The following is a 1445-nucleotide window of genomic DNA, read 5'->3' on the forward strand; positions in this document are numbered from 1 at the left end:
CTGCAGTGGACCCATAAAATTGGACACTCATTTCCTATGCGGTTAACGTAAAGTTCTCTCGATAAGCCACTGGACTTTTTCGATTTAACTTTGATTTAATTCGTAAATGGTTGTAGTAATACATGTATTGTTCCAATTCTATTTTAAAATGCTCTATGTTGTCGAACTCCTGTAGATACAGGAATTCATATTTAAGTATTCCAAAAAAGTTTTCTATAACGGCATTGTCATAACAGTTCCCTTTACGGGACATACTCTGTCTTATCTTATTTCCCTTCAGCTTTCTTCGATATTGAGGCATACGGTAATGCCAGCCCTGATCAGAGTGGATCAATAGCTTGTCACCTTTCTTAATAAATTTCAATGCTTGATCTAACATCGTTTCCACTAAATCAAACGTGGGTCTGGCTTGAAGGGTATAGGTAATGATTTCGCCGTTAAAAAGGTCTAATACCGGGGAGAGATATAGTTTCTCCCCGAATAATTTAAATTCCGTCACGTCTGTCACCCATTTTTGATTTGGCTTTTCAGCCTTAAAGTGACGTTTCAAAATATTGGGGGCTGCTTTTCCGTATGCCCCTTTGTAAGATTTATATTTTTTGATTCGGACTATACATTGGAGCCTTAAATCTCTCATGAGACGCAGGACTTTCTTTCTGTTTATTTCGTATCCTTTTTCCTTGAGGACATCCGTAATACGGCGATAGCCATAGCGGCCCTTGTGTCGGTGATAGATGAACGAGATCCTTCTTTTCCACTTGCGGTCGGGATCTGGCTGTTTCCAGCTGTTCACAATATGGTAATAAGTGCTTCTTACCAGGTTGGCTACCTTTATCATCTTGATCACCGGAAATGCGTGCCTTAGTTCGAATATTACTTTCGCTTTGACTTTGTTGGTGATTTCTCTTTCTGAACTAAGGCTCTTAACTTTTTTAAATAGGCGTTCTCCATGCGGAGGTACTCGAGTTCCTTTTCCAACTCTTCCCTTGATTGGCTGGAAAGATCTGCGGAAGTATGTTTCTTTTGATTACGAGATGTCATAATAGATGGCCCCTTTTCTTTTGATTCAAGGGCATCTACTCCGCCTGTTTCCCACTTTTTCCTCCACCTACGAACCATACTGGGATCCGGGATATGGAAAAGGGCTGATGCCTCTCGAATGGAATAATTCGTTTCGTTCATGAATTGAATTACCCTTAGTTTAAAGGCTGCCGGATAATTTGTATAGGGAAAGTCAAACGCTTGGTCTCCATGATGCCGAAATAACAACACCCAATAACGGATTGCCGATTCGTCAATGCCGGATTGCTTTGCCAGGTCACGATAACTAATGATTTCATTTTCATATCGTTGGGCTACTAGTAGCTTAAACTCATTACTATACTTGGACATTTTCAAGACCTCCTAATGTTGGATGGAGTGTCCAACATTAGGGGAGCAGCCCA

General features: G+C 40.6%; 1 protein-coding gene. It reads right to left on the reverse strand.

Annotation, left to right across the window (positions count from 1 at the left end; genetic code table 11):
* Positions 1 to 34 precede the first annotated feature (34 nt).
* Positions 35 to 1392 (reverse strand): IS3 family transposase gene (locus IPU53_RS24620; protein WP_242698569.1). Its coding sequence is split into 2 segments (ribosomal slippage): positions 35 to 921 and positions 921 to 1392, totalling 1359 coding nucleotides; the frame shifts between segments, so codons are not numbered across the junction.
* Positions 1393 to 1445 lie beyond the last annotated feature (53 nt).

The organism is Bacillus sp. SD088 (assembly GCF_017355205.1).
In the GTDB taxonomy this organism is placed as follows: Bacteria; Bacillota; Bacilli; order Bacillales; family Bacillaceae_C; genus Lederbergia.